Source organism: Enterobacter cloacae complex sp. 2024EL-00227, from assembly GCF_043945315.1.
Lineage (GTDB): Bacteria > Pseudomonadota > Gammaproteobacteria > Enterobacterales > Enterobacteriaceae > Enterobacter > Enterobacter roggenkampii.
On the sequence record NZ_JBIMQP010000009.1, the window covers coordinates 120181 to 145706 of the forward strand.

5 protein-coding genes and 1 pseudogene are annotated in these 25526 nt (G+C 61.3%); 4 read left to right on the plus strand and 2 right to left on the minus strand.

Translation table 11 applies throughout. The annotated features are described in order from the left end of the window. Positions 1–47 precede the first annotated feature (47 nt). Together ACHH0Z_RS16655 and ACHH0Z_RS16660 are read right to left on the minus strand one after the other, a co-directional pair. Complete coding sequence (locus ACHH0Z_RS16655; RefSeq protein ID WP_045410078.1) at positions 48–1115, minus strand: oxidoreductase; 1068 nt, start codon at positions 1113–1115, stop codon at positions 48–50. Between the two features lie 13 nt (positions 1116–1128). Then, positions 1129–1872 (minus strand): DeoR/GlpR family DNA-binding transcription regulator, encoded by a 744-nt coding sequence (locus tag ACHH0Z_RS16660; protein WP_045410080.1) that lies wholly within the window; start codon positions 1870–1872, stop codon positions 1129–1131. A gap of 739 nt (positions 1873–2611) precedes the next feature. On the opposite strand from ACHH0Z_RS16660, the gene ACHH0Z_RS16665 reads away from it, so the two are divergent. The 4 genes and pseudogenes from ACHH0Z_RS16665 (at position 2612) to ACHH0Z_RS16680 (ending at position 25501) form a co-directional block, all read left to right on the plus strand. Further along, positions 2612–3949: a TolC family outer membrane protein gene (locus ACHH0Z_RS16665; RefSeq protein ID WP_045410083.1), complete on the plus strand. Its 1338-nt coding sequence runs from the start codon at positions 2612–2614 to the stop codon at positions 3947–3949. Between the two features lie 121 nt (positions 3950–4070). Beyond that, positions 4071–22076, plus strand: a pseudogene (locus tag ACHH0Z_RS16670) (Ig-like domain-containing protein). 72 nt (positions 22077–22148) lie between these two features. Then, a complete protein-coding gene (locus tag ACHH0Z_RS16675) occupies positions 22149–24329 on the plus strand; it encodes a type I secretion system permease/ATPase (RefSeq protein WP_045410085.1) in 2181 nt (726 codons plus the stop codon). Next, positions 24326–25501, plus strand: a complete 1176-nt coding sequence (locus ACHH0Z_RS16680; RefSeq protein WP_021242553.1) for an HlyD family type I secretion periplasmic adaptor subunit — start codon at positions 24326–24328, stop codon at positions 25499–25501. Before ACHH0Z_RS16675 ends, ACHH0Z_RS16680 begins: the two co-directional genes overlap by 4 nt. Positions 25502–25526 lie beyond the last annotated feature (25 nt).

Sequence of the window (25526 nt, forward strand, 5' to 3'; positions counted from 1 at the left end):
GCTCTGAATCGTAGGCCGGGTAAGCGCAGCGCCACCCGGCTTGTTTTTTAACCCAACAGAGCACGCTCTTCAGCCGTTAACGCCAGCGTCTGCGTTGACCCCGTTTCCGACGACGTCACCGCCGCTTCCAGCACAGCCATCACCGCTAATGCCTCAACAGGGTGGACAGGATTGGCGATTTCCCCGCGTAGCGCATTACGCACGTTGATGTAGTACTGACGCTGATCGCCTTTCGGGGTAGGGATCGTCTGCGATGCGCCGTCAGCGCCAAAGAACACCATGCTGTCGCTGTCTTCGCCCCAGGCCTCACTGCCGGGGATCACCCCGGAGAGCAGCTGTGCTTCCTGCTGATCGATTCTGGCCTTCACCACGCTGCCCTTGTCCCCGTGGACGGCAAAGCGCGCCGTACCGCCCGCCACCAGCATGCTGGCGTGCAGAATCACCTTATGCTCCGGGTAGTTTAAGACCACGTGCGCCCAGTCGTTGATTTCTGCACCGTCGCGCAGCGTCGCGATATTCCCCTGAACCGACTGCGGCAGGCCAAAGAGCTGCAGCGTCTGGTCGATAAGATGAGGACCCAGGTCAAACCATAAGCCACTTCCGGGGACGTTCTGCTCGCGCCAGCGCACGCGCACTTCCGGGCGGAAGCGGTCGATATGCGACTCCAGGTGTTTGACCTTGCCAAGCGTGCCCTGCTCAATAATCTGCTTAATGCCGAGGAAATCGCTGTCCCAGCGGCGGTTGTGGAAGACGGAGAGCAGACGCTGCTTTTCCTCCGCCAGCGCAATCAGGTCGCGGGCTTCCTGCATGTTGAGGGTGAAAGGCTTATCCACCACGACATGCTTGCCGGCGTTCAGAGCCAGCGTCGCCAGCGGGGCGTGCGTGGCGTTGGGGGAGGCAATCACCACCAGGTCAACATCAGGATGCTGAATAGCCTCTTCAGGGGTGGCGACCACCTCTACGTCCGGCAGATCGCGTTTAACCTTCTCTTCATCACGAGAAGAGACCACGGCCAGCTTAAGCCCGTCCACAGACTGGATTAACGGGGCATGGAAGGTTTTGCCCACAAATCCATACCCGATCAGCGCAATGTTAATTGTTCGAACTGTACTCATGAACTTCTCCACGTTAATTCGCGCACACCGTGACCTGCAATGCGCCAGGGTCCCCAAGCTCAGGCCAGGGACGATCTAAAAAGAGTTGTTGAATGTTGGATAACCCGGAAACCAGATACGGCTCGCAGCGGTTGACTTTCAGGTGGTCGGCAACAATCCAGTGCGCATGGCTTGCGTCAAGCATCGCGCGCTTAACATCGGCATCCGCTTCTTTACCGGCGCTCAAACCGAGTTCGGCATGAATGGCGCACGCCCCGAGGATGGCGATATCTGCCCGATAGCGGGACAGCAACGACAACGTGGCGCTTCCGGCAAACAGGCGCTGCTGGTGGTCCCATTTCCCCCCGAGCAGGATCAGTTCAACGTCTTCCCGGTCGCTAAAATGCTGGGCGATATCCAGCGACGTGGTTATGACGGTGAGCGGCCCACGAAGAAAGGAGGCGACAGCCATCACCGTGCTGCCCGCATCCAGAAACAGGGTAGAACCCGCAGGGACCTGCTGGGCGACCTGTTTTCCCAGGCGCTGTTTGGTTTCCGGCAGCAGCGTATTGCGGCCCTGACGGTTCATGGCGGAAAGATTCAGCGCGATGGCCCCGCCGTGGTTCTTCTGCGCCAGCCCCTGGTTTTCCAGGTCGGTCAGATCCCGACGGATGGTATCGGCTGAAACCTGCAGCTTTTCTGCCAGCTCAGTGATGCTGACCTGGCCTTGCTCGCTCAGGATATCCAGTACGTGGCGTTGTCGTGCGGTTTTGTGCATCGGTGTGCGTTCCTGCAAAATGTCGCAATAGTTTGCATAATACAGCATTTTAACGCAGAGAAAAGGGCAAAGTCGTTTTGGTGTCGGGGAGAGGTGTGATGATTCAGATGCGTGATTATTAAAATTTTATTAAACAGGTATAAGCAAGCCGTTTTGAATGTTAATCATAATGTTATTGTTATGTTTTATTTAACGGTTTGGATTATGTAACCAGTGCAACACCATTGTCTGGAGTTAAGTTTCGACAAAATAGATATTTATAGATATTAATTGCTTTAATTAGTTTTTTAATAGCGATAAATCCCAATTCATCCTGTTTGGCTACTTAAATTGACACTTCTTTGAAAATCTTTGTGTCTGACCCGCGCGGAAATTAACGCAAAAATGTGCAGGGAGCAAATTAAGAATTTTCCTTAAATAACAGACGGTTTATATGTTTCATCTGAAAGGTCATTTTAAGAGTTTTGTCCAGAAACCCCATCTTTTTTCTTAATTGTAACACCACATTAACATTGTGGGTGTAGTGGCCTATAACACATTTTGTTATGCTGCTAACCACTTTAGGAAATAAGTAAATTCTTAATTAAATAAGACGCAGGCAGATCTCATCTCCAGGGGGAAATGGGTATGGGGAGTTTTACCTAAAATTCGGCAAGGATGCTAAAAAAGATATTTGTCTAATTATCTATACCTCTTTTTGGGTAATTGCTTCAGTGTCACTCAGAGTCAGGGAGATAAAATGACGATATTACGAAAGCCAATGTTACGCCGATTTACAGCAGCGCTGGCATTCATTTCATTAGCCATAAATACGGCGTACGCCAATAGTAATCAGGTGGGTATTGCCCCGGTTGCCAGGACCACCTTAAAAGAAAGTATTCTTTTTGCTATCGATCGCGATCCGTCTATTAGTCAGCAGGCTGCGCAGCTCGGTATTGGTCAGGCACAAATAGATGAAGCGCGCAGCGGCTGGATGCCGCAAATATCGCTGAACGGGAGCACGGGCCATAGCCAGACCACCGATTCCAGCGGGTCGCTGAAGAATTCAGCCGCCTGGGGACTGAGCCTGACGCAGCTGATCTATGATTTTGGCAAGACCAATAACAGCATCAGCCAGTCTTCCGCCCAGCGCGATAGCTATCGCTACCAGCTGATGAGCACGCTCTCTGACGTGGCGGAAAAAACGGCGCTGAGCTATGTCGAGGTCAAACGCTATGCCGATCTGCTGCAGGCAGCAAAGGAGAACGTTCAGGCGCTGAAAAATGTTGAGCAGCTGGCGAAGCTGCGCGCCGACGCGGGCGTGAGCTCGACCTCCGATGAGCTCCAGACCCGCACGCGTATTGCCGGTATGCAGGCAACGGTCGCGCAGTATCAGGCCGCCTTAAACAGCGCCCGCGCAAGGCTTGCGGTATTAACCGGCATGCAGGCAGAAAACTATTCGCCTGTACCCGCAAACCTCGCGGTTGAACCTGATTCGCTCAACCGCATTGATTATTCGCTGATACCGGCGGTCATGGCCGCGCAAAACATGGAGCGCTCTGCCCAGTATGGCGTGGAGACGGCGAAGTCCCAGCACTGGCCGACCCTCAGCCTGAAGGGCGGACGTACCCGTTACGAGTCTGACAACCGTTCGTACTGGGACGACCAGATCCAACTCAACATTGACGCACCGCTTTATCAGGGCGGCGCGGTCTCTGCACGCGTGCGGCAGGCTGAAGGCGCGCGGGCGATGGCCTCCTCTCAGGTCGATCAGGCGCGTTTCGACGTCCTGCAAAAAGCCTCCGTCGCGCAGGCGGACTGGACCGGCGCGCGGGGAAGAATGGAGGCCGGGAAACAGCAACTGGAAAATGCGCTGCGCGCCCGTGATGTTTATAAAAATGAGTACACCCTGAGCAAGCGGAGCATTAACGATCTGCTCAGCGTTGAGCAGGATGTCTGGCAGGCCACCTCGGCGAAAATAATCGCTGAGTATGATGGCTGGAGTTCGGCAATTAATTATGCTTCCGCGGTTGATAATTTAATGCCGCTTATTGGAATAGAGAAAAGCGCTGCCGCAAAACTACCCGATTTGAGTTAAAAAAAGACGCGTATTGTCGCGCAAAATAAGTCTGAAAATAATGGGTGTTTTTTCCCAGGGATAGCTACATCCGTCTGGTGGACATATCCACAGGAATCCGCACACCTGCAAGGAGAGAAATATGAGTAACATAAAGGTTGTTGATGTCATCATTCGCAAAACGGCGGAGAAAACGAAATTAACCGGCGAAGGAAATTTGTCGGTCTCTATTTCCTCCCCGAGCGTGATTGAAATCCAGGGTTCTGCTCAGGATGTGGTGCGATATGTCCGCCAGGGTAAAGACCTCCTCATTTATATGAAAGATGGCAGCGTGATTCGCTGCAATAACTATTTTGTTGAAGATCCTGAGACGCACAACCAGTCAGAGCTGGTGTTCAACGATCGTCAGGAACTGACGCATATTTCTTTTGCCGATACCGGGGAAGCGTCAGGCGTTGCGGTGACCGAGCTAACCGCGCAGGCCACACCGATTAGCAGCATTCAACCTTTCCTGGAGCAGGGAAGCGTCTTAAGCGACGCCCCGTGGGGCTGGATTGCGGGAGCTGCATTAGGCGGCGGTGCCATCGGGGCGCTGCTGGCAAACGGCGGCGACGGCGAGACTAAAACAAAAGTTATTGATAATACGAAAGAAGTGGAAAGCGCCACGCCAACCTTCCTGCTGTCGGATAAAGCGGGCGACAAGCAGGGCGTGCTGACAGCAAACGCGATCACGGACGACAACACGCCAACCTTTAGCGGTACCGGCCAGCCGGGCGCGACCATCCAGATCAAAGACAGCAGCGGCAGCACCATCGCCAGCGCCATGGTCGGTAAAGAGGGCACCTGGACGGTAAAATTACCGACCCAGACGGACGGGGAACACACCTGGTCGGTGGTGCAGATCGACGGCAGTAAAACCACCGATGCGGGCAACATTACCGTAACGGTCTCGACCGCCGAGGCTGCCATTACGCTGGCTACCACGGCGGGCGACAACGTGCTTAACGCCAGCGAGCAATCCGCGGGCTTTACGCTCTCCGGTGCCAGCAAGAATCTGGCGCAAGGTACCGCACTCACCGTGACGCTGAACGGTAAAACCTATACGACGGAAGTGGGGGCGGACGGGACGTGGAGTGTTAACGTGCCCGCGGCCGACGCGCAGGCGCTGGGCGATGGCACCTGGACGGTCAACGTCATCGGCAAAGACGCGGCGGGTAACACCGTGAGCGGCAGCCAGACAATCGGCGTGGATAGCGTCGCGCCAACCCTCTCTGTCGATACCCTCGCGCAGGACAACATTATTAATGCCGCCGAGCACAGCCAGCCGCTGACGCTGACCGGCAAAACGACTGCGGAAGCCGGTCAGATCGTCACGGTCACGCTGAACGGTAAAAACTACAACGCCACGGTGGGCAGCGACGGTACCTGGTCCGTCACGCTTGCTGCGGACGACGTGCAGGCGCTCAACGAGGGTAATCACACCCTGACGGTGAACGTCAGCGACAAAGCGGGCAACGGTTCGTCTGTCACCGCAGATTTCACAGTGGATACCACCGCGCCGGTGGTCACCATCGATACCGTGGCGGGCGACGACATACTGAACACCAGCGAACAGGGCCAGGCGCAAATTATTTCCGGGCAGACGAGCGGCGCGTCGGCAGGCGATGTGGTCACCGTGACCGTTGGCGACCAGTCCTTCACCGGCGTGGTGCTGGCGGACGGCAGCTGGAGCGTGGGCGTTCCGGCATCCGTGCTGGGCGCGCTGGGTGAAGGCAACCACACGATTTCAGTATCCGTGACCGACGCGGCGGGCAACACCGGCAGCGCCACGCACGGCATTACGCTGAGCGGCAACCCGCCAGAATTTACGATTGACGCCATTAGCCAGGACAACGTGCTGAATGCCCAGGAGGCGATGCAGCCGCTGAGCCTGACCGGTACCAGCAACCTGCCTGACGGCAGCGCCATTACCGTGACGCTGAACAACGTCAGCTATCAGGCCACCGTTGAAAACGGCATCTGGGCGGTCCAGGTGCCGGTTTCCGACGTGCTGAATCTGGCGAACACTCTCTACACCGTCAGCGTCAGCGGCACTGACAGCGTGGGTAACAGCGGCTCTGCCGGGGCGACGCTGCTGGTGGATACCGTGCTGCCGCAGGTGATCATCAACACCTTTGCGGGCGACAACCTGGTCAATAACGCCGAAGCGGGTGTCGATCAAACCCTCAGCGGTCGCGTTACCGGCGCGGCGGCGGGCGATACCGTTTCTGTCACCGTGGGCGGCAAGAGCTACACCGCCACGGTGGGCAGCGATCTGACCTGGAGCGTGAAAATCCCGTCAGCGGATCTTAAGGCGTTCGGCGACGGCGATTTAACTTTCACCGCGTCGGTGACCAATTCGCACGGCAATACCGGCACCGGCGAGCGCGATATCAATATCAACGCACAGCTGCCGGGCCTGCGTGTGAACACCATTTCCGGCGATGACGTGGTCAACGCCATCGAACAGCAGCAGGATCTGACCGTCACCGGCGCCAGCACCCACCTGGCCGCGGGCACGCCGATCGTCGTCACCATTAACAACGTCGAATATAACGCCGTGGTTACCGCCAGCGGCGGCTGGAGCATTGGCGTTCCTGCTGCGGACCTTCAGGCCTGGACCGCGGGAGAGGTGACGGTTAGCGTCAGCGCAAAAGATGCCTGGGGCAATACCGTTGCGGCTGAACACCCGATTGAACTCGATCTCAACGCCGTGGCGGTCACCATTGATACCGTCTCCGGCGATGACCTGCTGAATGCGGCTGAAAAAGGCAGTGATTTAACCCTTTCCGGCCAGACGCAGGGCGTGGAGGCGGGGCAGACCGTGGTGGTGAAATTCGCCGACCAGACCTTTACCGCCCAGGTGCAGCAGGATGGCTCCTGGAGCCTGACCGTGCCCGCCAGCGCCATGGAAACCCTGATCGACGGGCGCGCGCAGGTGAGCGTCAGCGTCACGAACGTCAACGGTAACAGTGCCGACGCGTCGCGCGTGGTCACGGTGGATACGCTGCCGCCGGCGATTACCCTCGATAACCTCACCAGCGATAACATCATCAATGCGGCTGAGGCGCAGCAGGATTTAGCCTTAAGCGGCACCAGTACTGCGGAACCGGGCCAGACGGTCACCGTGACGCTGAACGGCAAAACGTATCAGACCACGGTTCAGGCGGACGGAACCTGGCAGCTGATCGTACCGGCGGTTGACGTCGGTGCCCTCAACGATGGCATCGTGACCGTGACGGCCACCGTAAGCGACGTGGCAGGTAACAGCAGCAGCGCCGACCGCGTTGGGCTGGTGGACGCCACCGTGCCGCAGGTGACCATTAACGACTTTGTCACCGACACCAATACCATTAACCAGCTCGCCCATGCACAGGCGCAGATCCTGAGCGGCTCCGTCACCGGGGCGGCAGCGGGCGATCGGGTGACTATCACTATTAACAGCGTCGATTACACCACCGTGGTGGATGCGGCGGGCAACTGGAGCCTTGGCCTGCCGGCGTCTGCCGTACAGGGGCTGACGGACGGTACCTGGACCATCGACGTCTCCGTGACCGACCGATCCGGCAATACCGGAAGCAGTTCACTGGATGTGGTGGTGAATACCGTGACGCCTGTCATCGGTATCAACACGCTGGCGGTGGACGACGTGATTAACGCGACCGAGAAGGGCGAAGATCTGCTGCTCTCCGGCACAAGTAACCAGCCGGAAGGCACGACCATTACGGTGACCCTGAACGGCATTCACTACACGGCTACCGCTGACGCCAGCGGAAACTGGAGCGTAACCGTTCCGGCGGCAAACGTCTCGGCGCTGGGCGAAGCGAATTACACCGTGACGGCGAACGTCACCGATAGCGTCGGCAACAGCGCCTCAACCTCGCACGATGTGCTGGTGGACAGCTCGCTGCCGGTGGTAACGATCGACACGCTGGCGGGCGACAATATCGTTAACGCGGCGGAAGTGGCGGCAGGGCAACCCCTGACCGGTAAGGTGACAAATGCGGCGCCAGGTGACACTGTCACGATTTCCCTGGGCGGCCAGACCTTTACTGCCACCGTGCAGGACGATCTCACCTGGAGCCTGCCGTTAACCCAGAGCCAGTTGACCGCGCTGGGCAACGGCGATCTCACCGTATCGGCCAGCGTCACCAACGCGCACGGCAATACCGGTTCTTCTTCGCTCGACTTCACCATCGACGCCCAGCTTCCGGGGCTGCGTATTGATACGGTCGCAGGCGACGACGTGATCAACGTGATTGAGCACGCTCAGAACCTGATTGTGTCCGGCACCAGCACCGATCTGGCGGCGGGCAGCGCCGTCACCGTGACCATCAACGGAAAAGCGTATTCCGCAACGGTGCTGGCGGACGGCTCCTGGCAGGCCGCGGTACCGGCGGCGGACGTGTCCCAGTGGGCAGATGGCGCTCTGGATATCAAGGCAAGCGCGCAGGATGCCTCCGGCAACCCGGTGGCTATCGGGACCGTCGTGGACGTCGATCTCGCGCCGGTCGCCATCACCATCAGCAGCGTGACCGACGACAACGTCCTTAACGCGGCGGAAAAAGGCCAGGATCTGGTGCTGTCCGGCACGTCATCTAACGTTGAAGCGGGCCAGACCGTCACCATTATCTTCGCAGGAAAAACGTACACCACGACGGTGGATGCCAACGGCGACTGGACCTGGACCGTTCCGGCTGCCGATCTGAGCGGCCTGAAAGACGGCGACGCCAGCGTGCAGGTCAGCGTCACCAACGTGAACGGCAACGCCGCGTCTTCGGCGCAGGCATTCAGCGTCGACACCACCGCGCCGACGGTGGCCATCAACACCATCAGCGGCGATAACATGCTGAATGCGGCAGAGGCAGCGCAGGATCTGACCCTGAGCGGCACTTCTACTGCCGAAGCGGGCCAGACGGTCACCGTGACCTTTAACGGCAATCAGTACACCGCGCAGGTGCAGGCGGACGGCAGCTGGACGCTCGACGTGCCTGCGGCGGATCTGGCAGGCATCACCGACGGCGGTGCCGCGGTCACGGCGACCGTGTCCGATAAAGCAGGTAACCCGGCCAGCGCGGGCTCATCGGTGCTGGTGGACACCACCGTACCGCAGATTAGCTTCAACATCGTCGCGGGCGACGACATCGTGAATATTGCCGAGCACGGCTAGGCGCTGATCGTCTCCGGTAAGGTGACGGGCGCGCAGGCGGGCGACGTGATTACCGTGACCCTGAACGGTAAAGACTACACCGCCATGCTGGACGCGTCCGGCAGCTGGAGCGTGGGCGTTCCGGCGGCGGACGTGGGCGCGCTGGTCAACGGCGACCAGACGATCTCCGCGACCCTCACCGACAAAGCCGGTAACAGCGCCACTGCGACGCACGAATTTGACGTCTCCCTGACCGCGCCGGTGGTCGCCATCAATACCCTGGCGGCTGACGACGTGATCAATGCGGCCGAGAAAGGTCAGGATCTGCAGGTGTCCGGCACCAGCAACCAGCCGGAAGGAACCGCCATTACGGTGACCCTGAACGGGATTAACTATACGGCCACCACCGACGCGAGCGGGAACTGGAGCGTGACCGTTCCGGCGGCACACGTCTCGGCGCTGGGCGAAGCGAGCTACGCCGTGACGGCGAGCGTAACTGACGCCGCGGGCAACAGCGCGAGCACCGGCCACAGCGTGCTGGTTGACAGCGCGCTGCCGCAGGTCACCATCAATCCGGTCGCGACGGACGACATTATTAACGCGGCGGAAGTGGCTGCCGGACAGACCCTGAGCGGGAAAGTGAGCGGTGCGGCGAGCGGTGACACTGTCACTATTACCCTCGGCGGCAATACGTATACCGCGACGGTTCAGGACGATCTGAGCTGGTCGGTCAACGTGCCGTCCTCGGTCTTAACCGCCATCGGCAACGGCGATCTGACGGTGTCAGCCAGCGTCACTAACGGCCACGGCAACACCGGCACCGGCGAGCGCGACATCACCATTGATGCCAACCTGCCGGGCCTGCGCGTCGATACCGTGGCGGGCGACGATGTGATCAATAGCATCGAACACGCTCAAAACCTGATAATCACCGGTTCCAGCGACGGTCTGGCAACGGGCGCGGCGCTGACCGTCACCGTCAACGGCAAAACCTACGCGGCCACCGTACTGGCGGACGGCACCTGGACGGCGGCCATTCCGGCGGCCGACGTCAGCGCGCTCGGCGCGGGCACGGTTACCGTGAAGGTTGAAGGTCATAGCGCGGCGGGCAACCCGGTTTCCATCAGCCATGACGTGAAGGTGGATCTGGCGACAGTCGCCATCAGCATTAACCCGATTGCCTCTGACGACGTGATTAACGCGGCGGAGAAAGGCGCGGACCTGGTGCTGTCCGGCTCCACCACCAACGTGGAAGAAAACCAGACCGTTACCATCACCTTCGGCGGCAAATCGTACACCGCGACGGTCGATGCCGACGGCAACTGGACGGCCACCGTGCCGTCTGCCGATTTGGGCAGCCTGAAGGACGGCGATGCCAGCGTGCAGGTGAGCGTCACCAACGTGAACGGCAACAGCGCGTCGGCAGGCCGCGAGTACAGCGTGGACGCCACCGCGCCGACGGTGTCTATCGAGATCGTCAGCGACAATAACATCATCAATGCGGCCGAGGCGCAGCAGGATCTGGTCGTTAATGGTGTAACCAACGCCGAAGCGGGCCAGACCGTCACCGTGACCCTGAACGGCGTGGACTACACCACCACCGTGCAGGCAAACGGCAACTGGAGCGTGACCGTGCCTTCCGCGGATGTCGGCGCGATTACCGACGGTAACTACACCATTAGCGCGGCGGTCTCCGATAAGGCGGGCAACCCGGCCTCTGCGGATCGCGACGTGCTGGTCGATACCACCGTCCCGCAGCTGACCATTCACACCGTGTCCGACGACGACGTGATCAACAGCGCCGAGCACGCGCAGGCATTGATTGTCACGGGCTCCGTGACCGGCGCGGCGGCGGGCGACGTGGTCACCGTCACCCTCAACGGCAAATCGTACACCGCCACCCTGGATGCCTCCGGCAACTGGAGCGTGGGCGTGCCTGCGGCAGACGTTACCGCGCTGGCCGACGGGGATTACACTATTACCGCGGCGCTGACCGATAAAGCGGGCAACAGCAACAGCGCCACGCACGGTGTGGCGGTGAACCTGACCGCGCCGGGGCTGACCATTGACACCGTTTCCGGTGACGATGTGATCAACAGCACCGAGAAAACCCAGGATCTGACGATCTCCGGTACGGCGTCCGGCCTGGCGGCTGGCGCGGTAGTGACCGTGATGCTGAACGGCAAAGCGTACAGTGCGCAGGTGGACGATAACGGAAAATGGACCACCACCGTTCCGGCGAGCGAAGTTGGTCAGCTGGGCGAGGCGCTTTATACCGTCACCGCGTCAGCCACGGACAGCGTCGGCAACAGCACCAGCGCGTCGCACACGGTAAACGTGGAGTCCGTTCTGCCGGGCGTGATTATCAACACCATTGCGGGCGACGACGTGATTAACGCCGCCGAGCTGGCTGCCGGCCAGACCATCAGCGGTAAGGTGGTGAATGCCGAGGCGGGCAACACCGTGACCGTGACCATTGGCGGCAACCGCTACACCGCAACGGTGCAGAACGATCTCACCTGGTCCGTCGATGTGCCTGAATCTGTGCTGACGGCGCTGGGCAACGGCGATTTGACGGTGACCGCCAGCGTGACCAACGGCGTCGGCAACAGCGGATCCGCTGAGCGCGATATCACGATCGACGCTAACCTGCCGGGCCTGCGCGTGGATACCGTGGCGGGCGACGACGTGATCAACAGCATCGAGCACGGGCAGAATCTGATTGTGACCGGATCCAGCGATGGCCTGACCGCAGGTACCACCTTGACCGTCACCGTAAACGGCAAAACCTACCCGGCCACCGTGCTGGCCGACGGCACCTGGCGTGCGGCCATCCCGGCTGCGGATGTGGGTGCCCTGGCAGCAGGTACGGTCACCGTGACCGTTGCAGGCCAGAGCAGCGCCGGTAACCCGGTTTCCATCAGCCACGATGTGACGGTAGATCTGGCGACCGTTGCCATCAGCATCGATGCGATTGCTTCAGACGACGTGATTAACGCCGCCGAGAAGGGCGCGGATCTGGTGCTCTCCGGGGCGACCTCAAACGTTGAGGAAAACCAGACCGTTACCATCACCTTCGGCGGCAAGAGCTACACCGCGACCGTCGGCGCCGACGGCAAATGGACGGCCACGGTGCCAGCCGCCGACCTGGCGGGTCTGAAAGACGGCGACGCCAGCGTGCAGGTGAGCGTCACCAACGTGAACGGCAACAGCGCCTCGGCGGGACGTGAGTACAGCGTGGATGCCACCGCGCCGACCGTCACGATTAACACCCTGGCGACGGATGATATTCTGAACGCCGCCGAAGCGAAGAGCGATCTGACCGTGTCCGGTACCAGCACCGCCGAAGCGGGCCAGACGGTCACCGTATCGCTGAACGGCAAAGACTACACCACCACCGTCAGCGCAGACGGCAGCTGGACGCTGAACGTTCCGGCGGCCGATCTGGCAGGATTAACCGACGGCAGCGTTACCGTTACCGCATCGGTCAGCGACAAGGCGGGTAACCCGGCGTCCGTGGACCACAACCTGACGGTGGATGTGACCGTTCCTGCGGTCACTATCAACACCATCGCGGGTGACGATGTGATTAACGTGGCTGAACACAGCCAGGCACACGTTATCAGCGGCACCGCTACCGGCGCGGCCGCGGGCGATAAGGTGACCGTCACCATCGGCGGCCAGACCTACACCACCGTGGTGGACGCGGCGGGGAACTGGAGCGTGGGCGTCCCGGCGAGCGTGATTTCCGGCCTCAGCGACGGCACCGTGACCGTCACGGCGTCCGTCACCGACGCGGCGGGCAACACCGGCACCGGCAGCCATAACGTGACCGTCGATACCGGTCTGCCATCGGTCAGCTTCAACGCCATCAGCGATGATAACGTGCTGAACGCGGTGGAAAAAGGTCAGGATCTGCGCGTCAGCGGCACCAGCGCCAACCTGGCGGAAGGCACCGTGGTGACCGTGACCCTGAACGGCAAAAACTACACGGCGACGACGGCGGCAGACGGCACCTGGAGCCTGACGGTTCCGGCGGCGGATCTGGCCGGTCTGGGTCAGGCCAACTACACCCTGAACGCGACCGCCACCAACGGCGTGGGCAACAGCGTGAGCAACACCGCGAACCTGCTGGTGGACACCGCGCTGCCGACCGTCACCATCAACACCGTGGCGGGCGATAACGTCATTAATGCGGCGGAAGTGGCCGCAGGCCAGACCCTGAGCGGCACCGTGGCGAATGCCGAAGCGGGCAATACCGTGACCGTGACCATTGGCGGCAACAGCTACACCGCAACGGTGCAGAACGATCTGACCTGGTATGTCAACGTGCCGTCTGACGTGCTGACGGCGCTGGGTAACGGCAGCCTGAGCGTGACGGCGACCGTTACCAACGGCCACGGTAACACCGGGACCGGCGAGCGCGAGATCGCGATCGACGCTAACCTGCCTGGTCTGCGCGTCGATACCGTGGCGGGCGACAACGTGGTCAACAGCATCGAACATACTCAAAACCTGATCGTCAGCGGATCCAGCGATGGGCTGGCACCAGGTACGGCCCTGACCGTCACCATCAACGGTAAAGACTATGCGGCCACGGTGCTGGCGGACGGCAGCTGGAGCGCGGCTGTTCCATCAGCGGACGTGAGCGCGTGGCCGGAAGGTACCGTCAAAATCAGCGTTACCGGCGACAGCGCGGCGGGCAACCCGATTACCATCAGCCACGATGTGACGGTGGACCTGGCGACCGTTGCTATCAGCATCAACGCCATTGCCACCGACGACGTGATAAACGCGGCGGAGAAAGGGGCGGATCTGGTGCTGTCAGGCGCGACCACCAACGTGGAAGCCGGGCAGACCGTGACCATCAGCCTGAACGGCAAAATCTATAGTGCGACAGTAGACGACAGCGGCAACTGGACCTGGACCGTACCGTCTGCGGATCTGGCTGGCCTGAAGGACGGCGATGCCAGCGTGCAGGTGAGCGTCACCAACGTGAACGGCAACAGCGCCTCGGCGGGCCGCGAGTACAGCGTGGATGCGACCGCGCCGAGCGTGACCATCAACACTCTGGCGACGGACGACATTCTGAGTGCCGCTGAAGCGAAGAGCGAACTGACCGTGTCCGGCACCAGCACCGCCGAAGCGGGCCAGACGGTCACCGTGTCGCTGAACGGCAAAGACTACACCACCACCGTCAGCGCGGACGGCAGCTGGACGCTGAACGTTCCGGCGTCCGATGTTGCGGCCCTGACGGACGGCAGCGTGACCGTGACCGCATCGGTCAGCGACAAGGCGGGCAACCCGGCATCGGTTGATCACACTCTGACGGTGGATGTGACCGTTCCGGCGGTGACCATCAATACCGTGGCGGGCGACGATGTCATTAACCTCGCAGAACACAGCCAGGCGCACATCATCAGCGGCACCGCCACCGGCGCGGCAGCGGGCGATAAGGTGACCGTCACCATCGGCGGTCAGACGTACACCACCGTGCTGGACGCGGCGGGCAACTGGAGCGTGGGCGTCCCGGCGAGCGTGATTTCCGGCCTCAGCGACGGCAGCGTGACCGTCACGGCATCGGTTACCGACGCGGCGGGCAATACCGGCACCGGCACGCATAACGTGACCGTCGATACCGGTCTGCCTTCGGTCAGCTTCAACGCCATCAGCGACGATAACGTGCTGAACGCGGTAGAGAAGGGTCAGGATCTGCGCGTCAGCGGCACCAGCGCCAACCTGGCAGAAGGCACCGTGGTGGCCGTGACCCTCAACGGCAAAAACTACACGGCCACGACGGCGGCAGACGGCACCTGGAGCCTGACCGTTCCGGCGGCGGATCTGGCGGGTCTGGGCGAAGCGAATTACACCCTGAGCGCGAGCGCCACCAACGGCGTGGGCAACAGCGTGAGCAACACCGCGAACCTGCTGGTGGATACCGCGCTGCCAACCGTCACCATCAACACCGTGGCGGGCGATAACGTCATCAACGCGGCGGAAGTGGCCGCGGGCCAGACCCTCAGCGGCAAGGTCGCGAACGCGGAGGCGGGCAATACCGTCACTGTGACCATTGGCGGCAACACCTACACCGCAACGGTGCAGAGCGATCTGACCTGGTCCGTGAACGTGCCGGAATCCGTCCTGACGGCGCTGGGCAACGGCGACCTGACGGTGTCTGCGACTGTGACCAACGGCCACGGCAACACGGGAACGGGCGAGCGTGAAATCGTTATAGACGCCAGCCTGCCGGGCCTGCGCGTCGATACGGAAGCGGGCGACGATGTGATCAACAGCATCGAACATACTCAAAACCTGATCGTCTCCGGCACCAGCGACGGGCTGGCGGCAGGCACAACGCTCACCGTGACCGTCAATGGCAAAACCTATGCGGCCTCCGTGCTGGCAGACGGCTCCTGGAGCGCGGCGATCCCGGCTGCAGACGTCGCGGCCTTCGCAGCAGGTACGGTCACCGTGATCGTGGCAGGCCAGAACGCGGCGGGCAACCCGGTGACCATCAGCCATGACGTGACCGTCGATCTGGCGGCGGTGGCTATCAGCATCGATGCGATTGCCACTGACGACGTGATTAACGCGGCGGAGAAGGGCGTGGATCTGGTGCTCTCCGGCAGCACCTCGAACGTGGAGGAAAACCAGACCGTTACCGTTACCTTCGGCGGCAAGACGTACACCGCGAAGGTGGATGCCGACGGTAACTGGACGGCCACCGTGCCTTCCGCGGATCTCGCGGGCCTGAAGGACGGTGACGCCAGCGTGCAGGTGAGCGTCACCAACGCGCACGGCAACAGCGCCTCGGCGGGCCGCGAATACAGCGTGGACGCGACTGCGCCAGCCGTGACCATTGATACGGTCGCAGGCGATAACGTGATTAACGGCAGCGAAGCGGCTGCGGGCGTGGCTATCTCCGGCACCACCACGGCGGAAGCCGGGCAGACGGTCACCGTGACGCTGGTCGGGAAAAGCTATACCGCCCAGGTGCAGCAGGGCGGCGTCTGGAGCGTGAACGTGCCGGGCACCGATCTGACCGCACTGGCGGATAACGGCTACACCGTGCAGGTGAGCGTGAGCGACGCCGCGGGTAACCCGGGCAGCGCGGGCAAGACGATTACGCTTGACGCCACGCCGCCAACCGTCAGCTTTAACGTGGTGGCGGGCGATGACGTGATTAACAGCGTGGAGCACGGCCAGGCGCAGATCGTCAGCGGGTCGGCAACCGGCGCGAACGTCGGCGATAAGCTGATTATCACCCTCGGTTCGCACCAGTACACCACCACCGTTGACGCCAGCGGCAACTGGAGCGTGGGCGTTCCGGCCAGCGTGATTTCCGCCCTGACCGACGGCACCGTGACCCTCAGCGCGACCATTACCGACAGCGCGGGTAACAGCAGCACCCAGACCCATGACGTGGTGGTTAACACCGCCTCCGTGGCGCTGACGGTGAACACCGTTAGCGGTGACGACGTCATCAACGCGGCTGAAGCCGGTTCGTCACTGGTGATTAACGGTTCCAGCGCGCAGTTCGCCAGCGGGACCCAGGTCACCGTGACCCTGAACGGCAAGACCTATACGGCTACGATCCAGAGCGACGGCACCTGGACGACCACCGTACCGGCCGCCGACGTGGGCGCTCTGGCCGATGGCGCACGCTATCAGGTATCGGTGTCGGCACAGGACAGCGCGGGCAACAGCGCGTCTGCAACGCACGGCATCAGCGTGGATACCACTGCGCCGGTGGTGAGCATCGGGACGCTGTCGGTTGACGACATGCTGAACGCCGCGGAAGCGCAGCAGCCGCTGACCGTGCACGGATCTTCCAGCGCGGAGGCGGGTCAGACCGTTACCGTGACGCTGGGAGGAAAAACCTACACTGCGCTTGTCGGCAGCGACGGCACCTGGACGCTCGACGTGCCGGCAGCCGACCTGGCCACCCTGAGCCAGGGTGCGCTGACGGTCACCGCCTCGGTCAACGACAAAGCCGGTAACAGCGGCCAGACCACGCACACCTTAACGGTGGATACCGTCACGCCAACCGTGACCATCAGCACCGTGGCCGATGACGATATCGTCAACAACGCGGAGCAGCTGGCGGGCCAGACCATCCGCGGCACGACCACGGCGGAACAGGGCCAGACGGTGACCGTCTCCTTCAACGGGCACAGCTATCAGGCGACCGTCGGGGCGGACGGATCGTGGTCGGTCTTCGTACCGGGCCGTGATTTTCTCGGCCTGAGCGACGGGGAGTACACCATCACCGCGTCGGTAAGCGACAGGGCGGGCAACCCGGGCAGCGCAACGCACGACGTGACGCTGAACGGCGATGTCCCAACCATCACCATTAACACCTTTGCGCAGGACGACATCGTCAACGCCGCCGAGCACGGCACGCCGCTGGTCGTCAGCGGCACCACCAACGCGCCGGCAGGCCAGACGGTGACCCTCACGCTGAACGGTAAAACCTATGCGGCTACCGTCCAGAATGACGGCACCTGGAGCTACACGGTCAGCAGCGCTGACGTGGCCGCGCTGGCAGACGGCGGTTCTTACGTCATTAACGCGCAGGTCAGCAACACCATCGGCAACAGCGCCAGCGATAACCATACCGTCACGGTGGATCTTACCGCGCCGTCGATGGGGATCAGCATTGATTCGCTGCAAAACGACACCGGCCTGAGCGCAACGGATTTCATCACCAACGACAGCCAGGTCGTCGTCAACGGCTCGCTGACCGCGCAGCTCGGCAATAACGAGAAGGCGCAGATCAGCCTCGACGGCGGCGTCACCTGGATCGACCTGACCGTGACCGGTACCACCTGGCGCTACGCCGATGGCCGCACCCTGACGGACGGGACGTATCAGTACCAGGTCCGCGTGATTGATAACGCGGGCAACGTGGGGGCCACGGACAGCCAGGACGTGGTGATTGACCTGACGAAGCCTGCGGCAACCACCATTACCGTGGATTCCATTACGCAGGATACCGGCCTGTCCGGCAGCGACTTTATCACCAGCGACAACCAGATCAGCCTGAAAGGGACGCTGGGCGCGGCGCTGGGCAGCGGCGACCACGCGCAGATCAGCCTTGACGGGGGCGTCACCTGGACCGACGTCAGCGTCAGCGGCCTGAGCTGGACGTATGTCGATGGCCGCACGCTGGCCGACGGGGATTACAACTACCAGCTGCGCGTGATTGACGATGCGGGCAACATCAGCGCCACCGCCTCTCAGGTGGTGACCATTGATACCGTTGCGCCGGACGCCAGCAAAACGATCGCCATCGACAGCATCAGCGACGATACCGGCCTGAGCAGCAGCGACTTTATCACTCGCGACACGTCCCTGACGCTGCACGGCTCGCTCGGCGCGACGCTGGCCGACGGCGAATACGCCCAGATCAGCATCGACGGCGGCGTCACCTGGCAGAACGTGATCGTCACCGGCAACAGCTGGTACTACGTCGATAGCCGCACGCTGGGTAACCAGACCTATGACTATTACGTCCGCGTGGTGGATGCCGCCGGTAACGTGGGAGCCAGCGCCCATCAGCAGGTGACCGTCGATACGATTGCCCCGGATGCGGCGATCACGGTGTCGGTGGATAACATCACCGTGGATACCGGCTTCGACAATAACGACTTCCTGACCAGTTCGACCTCGTACACCCTGCACGGAACGCTCGGCGCTGAACTCGGCGCGGGCGAGTACGTGCAGGTGAGCATGGACGGCGGCACGACCTGGGTGTACGCCACCGTCAGCGGCACCCAGTGGAGCTACAGCGATACGCGTACCCTGACCGACGGCAGCCATAACTATCAGGTGCGGGTTGTCGACCAGGCGGGGAACGTCGGGGCCACCACCTCGCAGGCGGTGACGGTGGACACGCAGGCGCCGCAGTACGGCGTCACCATCGACAGCATCAGCGACGATACCGGCCAGTCCGGGAGTGATTTCATCACCATGGACACCACGCTGACCATCAACGGTTCGCTGGGCAGCGCGCTGGCAAGCGACGAGCGCGTGCAGATCAGCCTCGACGGCGGGAATACCTGGCTTGATACCACGGTCACCAACCAGCGCTGGAGCTACACCGATACTCGCGATCTGCCTGACGGGGACTACACCTACCAGGTGCGGATTATCGACCAGGCGGGCAACGTGGGTTCCACCGCGTCTCAGGTCGTCACGGTAGACACCACGCCGCCGACCACGGTTGGCACGGTCGTGAGCTACACCGACGGTGAAGGTGAGCGTCAGGGCACCTTTGGCAGCGCGGTGGCAACGGACGATAACTCGCCGCTGATCAACGGGACGCTTAACCGCGCCCCGGACGACGGCGAGATCGTGCAGCTTTACCGTGACGGGGTTCTGCTCGGCCAGGTGACCATGAACGGCAGCGCAAGCTGGTCCTTCCAGGACAACGGCCTGAGCGACGGGAATCACACCTACATCGTGCGCGTCACCGACAGGGCCGGAAACTACACGGAGTCCGACGGCTTTGTGCTGAACGTCGATACCAGCATCCCGACCACCACGGCGGCGATTACCGCGCAGACCACGTCGGATACCACGCCGATCGTCACCGGTACCGTTTCCGCTGACCTGGTGAACGGTGAATACCTGGTGGTGACGGTGAACGGCAAAACCTACACCTCCCAGACGGGCGGTGCGGTGGTGGTCGACCCGGATCACAACACCTGGTATCTGCAGATCCCGGACGGCGATGCGCTGAGCGTGGCGAGCTACAGCGTGACCGCGCAGGTGAAGAGCAGCGCGGGTAACGGCAATACCACCGGTACGGCGACCGGCAGCCTGGTGATTGATACCACCTCGGTGAACACCGACTGGGCAACCACGGCGGGGAACAGCAACAACTCCACCATGACCCTCGGCATGAACAGCAGCGGTCTGTGGAATATCATCGCTAACGGCCAGTCTTACTCCAGCAGCGATAGCTCGACCTATGCCGGCAATACGCTGACTAACACCCGTAACTACTACGTGGTGAGCCAGACCGCCGCCGACTTTGACCGTAACGGCACGCAGGACATTTTCGCGACGGAAAATACCTACGCCGGGTCAACGCAGGTGATGTGGACCTACGATGGCAGCACCTATAACGCCAGCCAGCTGGCAATGGGCACCACCATCTGGTTCGGCGGCGTGATTGCCTACGATAAAACCGGGGATGGGTATCTGGACCTGGCGTACGGTGACTCCGGCGCGGACTCCATTACCTATCTGATCAACAACAACGGGGTACTCTCGCCTGACGGCACCTACGGCGGCGCGGGGTTCTGGGGACAGTTCACCACCATGCGTGAAATCTCCGGCGTCGATATTAACAATGACGGCACCGTGGATGTGGTTCAGCACACCAACCGCAGCGGCGCGTACTCGTTAACCGTGATCAACAACAACGGCAACGGCACGCTCTCCATCGGTCAGAACCTGACGAACGTGTTTGTGCCCAACGCCTCGAATACCACCACGGCGGCGTCCATGACGTGGGCGGACTTCAACGGCGATGGCTACATGGATCTGTACCTAGGCAGCAGCTACAACAACAACGGCGGAGTGATCTACTACAACGACGGTACCGGGAAGCTCTCGGCCACCAAGAGCGCGGTCGAGGCCTCTAACGCAGCGGCGGGCTATCTGTCGGTGGCGGTGGACTGGAACGGTGACGGGCAGATGGACATCGTCAAGCTCAGCACCTACGGCGGCTCGCAGACGGCGACGCTGTTCACCAACAACGGCTACGGATCCACCTGGACCGCCAGCCAGCTGGCGTCCGGCATTGCTTACGCCACCGGCGTGGCGGCAGTGGACTACAACTGGGACGGCGCGCAGGACCTGCTGGTCTCTCAGCAGAACGGCAAGGTGGTGCTGGTGCAAAACAGCAAAACCATTGCTGACGGCACCGCGATGCATCTGCACATTGTCGACAGCGAGGGCATCAACGCCTACTACGGCAATACGGTCAACCTGTACAACGCCGCGGGCGTGCTGGTGGCCTCGCAGATCATCAACGCCCAGTCCGGTATCGGGTCGAACGATACGTCCGCGCTGGTGAGCTTCTACGGGCTGGATCCGAATGAAACCTATTCGGCCGAGATCCTGAAGATCACCAACGGCGTGTCGGATAACGTCACCTGGAGCGGTCTGGAAGCGGGCAACGGCAAAGAGGGCTACGTCCTGACGGCCGAAGCGGCCACCGGCGGCCACAGCGGAACCATTACCGGAACCGGGTATAACGACACCTTTATCGCAGAGCAGGGTACCTATACCTACAACGGTTCCGGCGGCTGGACTACCCATTCCGACCATGACACCTGGAGCAACACCGGCGGGATGGACGTGGTGGATTACCGCAACGCGACCTCTGGCGTGACCGTGGATCTGCGCCTCTCAACCGCGCAGGACACCGGCTTCGGCACCACGCGTCTGCTGAACATTGAAGGGATTAACGGCTCGGATTACGACGACGTCATCACCGGCAACAGCGGTGATAACCGGTTCGAAGGCCGCGGCGGAAATGACACCTTCAACATCGGCAGCGGCGGTCACGATACGCTGCTCTACAAGCTGATCAACGCCTCGGACGCCACGGGCGGTAACGGTCACGACGTGGTGAACGGCTTTACGGTCGGCACCTGGGAAGGGACGGCGGACACGGATCGTATTGACCTGCGCGATCTGCTCTCCGGCAGCGGCTATACCGGCACGGGCTCGGCGAGCTACGTGAACGGCGTGGCCACGCTGGACAGCGGCGCGGGGAATATCAGCGATTACATCCGCGTGGTGCAGAACGGCAGCAATACCGAGATCCAGGTTGACCTGGACGGTACCGGCGGTCAGTTCTCGCCAACCACCCTGGTGACGCTGAACGGCGTGCAGACGGATCTGGCGACGCTGCTGGCGAACCATCAACTGTTAATTGCGTAAAACAACGCCGCGGGGAGCGATCCCCGCGGCCTTTTGGCGTTTCTTTAGACGAATTGCGTTACCCCGGAGATTATGAAGACACATCCACAGTACGAACCCTGGCTGCAGGGCATGCTCATCATCGCGAAGCACTACCGGCTGGACTTTTCGGTGGAGCACGTTCGGGTCACGATTAACCATGAAAGCCAGTCGCCGCGCCAGCTGGTGCTGGAGGAGATGGCGCGCCAGCTTGGGCTGGGGATGCGCGTGGTGGCGGCAGAAGCGGCATCCCTCGATCCGTGGCGCCTGCCGCTGCTGGCAGAATTCACCGGCGGGCAGATTGCGGTGATCAACCGCATGGACAACGAAGGCAACGTCAGCCTGCAGTTCAGCGGCGACGGCGGCCTGGAGACGACGCTGACGCGCGAGGCGCTCGGGTCGCGATTAAAGGGCCTGATGGTGCTGCGCCCGCTCGAGTCCACGCCGGATGCCCGCGTGGATGACTACATCAAACCGTATGAAAAAAACTGGTTCTGGCAGCTGGCGCTGAAGGACTGGCGACGCTACGGCGACATTATGCTGGTGGCGCTGGTCGCCAACGTGCTGGCGCTTTCCGGCATGGTCTTCTCCATGCAGGTCTACGACAGGGTGGTACCGTCGCAGTCAGAAGCCACGCTGTGGGTGCTGTTCGGCGGCGTGATGATTGCCATCGTGTTCGAATTCATCATGCGCATGCTGCGTGTGCACATTTCTGATGTGGTGGGGAAGCGCGCCGATCTGCGCATCTCTGAACGCGTCTTTGCCCACGCGCTGCGGATTAAAAACGGCGCGCGCTCGAAATCAACCGGATCGTTTATCGCGCAGATCCGCGAGCTGGAGTCGGTGCGCGAGCTGATCACCTCGACGACCATTGCGGCCCTCTCCGATCTGCCGTTCTTCCTGCTGTTCGTCTTCATTCTGTGGATGATTGGCGGTCCGCTGGTGCTGGTGGTCCTGCTCGCCGTGCCGCTGTTGCTTATTCCGGGCCTGCTGGTGCAGCGCCCGCTGGGGAAACTCTCCAGCGAAGGGATGCGTGAATCCGCCATTCGTAACGCCACGCTGGTGGAAGCGGTGCAGGGCATTGAAGACATCAAGCTGATGCGCGCCGAGCAGCGTTTCCAGAACCAGTGGAATAACACCAACGACGTCGCCGCCAGCGTCGGCATGAAGCAGCGCTGGCTGACGGGCCTGCTGCTCACCTGGACGCAGGAGGTACAGTCGATTGTTTACGCGGTGGTGCTGCTGGTGGGCTGCTATCTGGTCATCAGCGGCGACATGACCACCGGTGCGCTGGTGGGCACCTCGATTCTGGCGTCGCGGACCATTGCGCCGCTGTCGCAGATCTCAGGCGTGCTCTCGCGCTGGCAGTCTGCAAAAGTGGCCCGCAAGGGGCTGGACGACCTGATGCAGCGGCCGATTGACGATCCGCAGCACGGCAAGAAGGTGCACAAAGCCCACCTGCGCGGCGACTATGCGCTTGAGGACGTCGGGTTTTATTACGACGAGGAAGAGAAACTCACCGTGCTCAACATCAGCAAGCTGCAGATCCGCGCCGGAGAACGCGTGGCGGTGCTCGGGCGCAATGGCTCCGGCAAAAGCACGCTCCTACAGCTTCTGGCGGGCATGCAGGAGCCGCAGCAGGGCAGCATTCTGCTGGACGATATTGCCCTTAACCATCTCGACCCGGCCGACGTGCGTCGCGACATGCAGCTGCTGAGCCAGCAGGCCCGGCTGTTCTTTGGCTCCGTGCGGGACAACATCCTGATGGGTAACCCGCTGGCGACTGACGATGAGATTCACCAGGCGCTGGTCAACAGCGGCGCGCTGGAGTTTGTGCGCAAACAGAAAATGGGGTTGAACACTATCATCAACGAGGGCGGAACGGGCCTCTCCGGCGGTCAGCGACAGGCGCTTTTGCTGGCGCGCGCCCTGATCACCTCGCCGACTATTCTGCTGCTGGACGAGCCTACCGCCTGGCTGGACGAAATGAGCGAGAAGCAGTTTATTCAGCATCTTCACACATGGCTGGGTAAGCGCCGGACGCTGGTGGTGGCGACGCATCGCCTGCCGATTCTGGACCTGGTCGACCGCATCATCGTGCTGGAAAACGGCAAGGTGGTGATGGATGGCCCGCGCGACGCCATCCTGCACCAGCACGGCATGGCGCCGCAAAAGACAACACAGCGCACCGTGACCATGAAACCGGCGGCGGTTGCAGAGGAGGGCGCGGCATGAATGATTTCTCCCGTTTTAATAGCCGACTGAAAGAGCCGCGCCTTCCGCGCGCCACGCTGGTGGCATGGTCGCTGTTCGCCCTGCTGGCGGCGTTTATCGCCTGGGCGAGCCTGTTCCAACTTGATGAGGTGACGACCGGCAGCGGTAAGGTGATACCGTCTTCTCATGAGCAGGTCATCCAGTCCCTGGAAGGCGGCATTATCCACAGCCTGATGGTGCGCGAAGGCGACATCGTCGAGCGCGGCCAGCAGCTCGCGCAGCTCGATCGGACAAAAACCGAGTCGAGCGTGCTGGAGAGCGAGTCGCGTCTGAATGCGGCGCTGGCCACGGCGGCACGCCTGAAGGCCGAAGTTAACGACACGGAGCTGACGTTTCCCGAGGAGCTGGATGACGACGTTGAGCTGGTTAAGCAGGAAACGGCGCTCTATCAGTCCCGTCGCGAGAGCCTTGAAAAGGGGCTGGCTGGTTTACGTCAGGGTGCCGAGCTGGTGCAACGCGAGCTGTCGTTGACTCGTCCGCTGGTGACCCAGGGGGCGGCCAGCAAGGTGGAGGTGCTGCGTCTTGAGCGTCAAAAAAATGAGCTTGAGAATAAAATCACCGAGATGAAAAACCAGTATTACGTCCGCGCCCGTGAAGAGCTGGCGAAAGCCAATGCGGAGATTGAAGCCCAGCGTTCGGTGATGAAGGGTCGGGAAGACTCCCTGACCCGACTGACTTTCAATGCGCCGGTTCGCGGGATCGTAAAGGATATTGACGTCACGACCGTGGGCGGCGTCATCCCGCCGAACGGCAAGCTGATGAGTCTGGTTCCGCTTGACGATCAGATGGTGATTGAGGCGAAAATTTCGCCGCGCGATGTGGCGTTTATCCATCCCGGCCAGAAGGCGCTGGTGAAAGTGACGGCCTATGACTACTCCATTTACGGCGGGCTGGAAGGGGAAGTAACCATGATTTCGCCGGACACCCTGCAGGATGAGGTGAAAAGAGATGTTTATTACTATCGCGTCTATATTCGTACCGACAGTAACCATCTGACCAATAAGCAGGGTCAGGAATTTCCGGTCTTTCCGGGCATGATTGCCACCGTTGATATTAAAACCGGCAGCAAAACCATTCTGGATTATCTGTTGAAACCGCTGAACAAGGCAAAAGAGGCGCTGCGGGAACGATAGGTGAAGGGCGTTCGGAACACCGAAC